This is a genomic window from Kocuria coralli, from assembly GCF_008831305.1.
Taxonomy (GTDB): domain Bacteria; phylum Actinomycetota; class Actinomycetes; order Actinomycetales; family Micrococcaceae; genus Kocuria; species Kocuria coralli.
Genome location: NZ_ML708680.1, coordinates 1 through 202, shown reverse-complemented (window position 1 = coordinate 202; position 202 = coordinate 1). Strand labels below are relative to the sequence as shown.

The window sequence follows — 202 nt, the reverse complement described above, 5'->3', positions numbered from 1 at the left end:
ACAAAAAACTAGGCTGGGCAACGTTCACAGATCACGTTTTAGAAGAACTGAATAATTACGACAAACCACTCGTATTTATTTTATGGGGAAATCATGCTATAAAAGCCGCAAGTGGCATTACAAACCCGCAACATCTAATTATTAAAGGAGTACACCCATCACCGCTTGCCGCGAGTCGAGGCTTTTTTGGAAGCAAACCATT

Annotated in this window: 1 pseudogene; it reads left to right on the top strand. The window is 41.1% G+C overall.

Features of this window, described 5'->3' with window-relative positions:
- A pseudogene (locus FCK90_RS15330) lies at positions 1 to 202 on the top strand (uracil-DNA glycosylase); the annotation flags it as partial.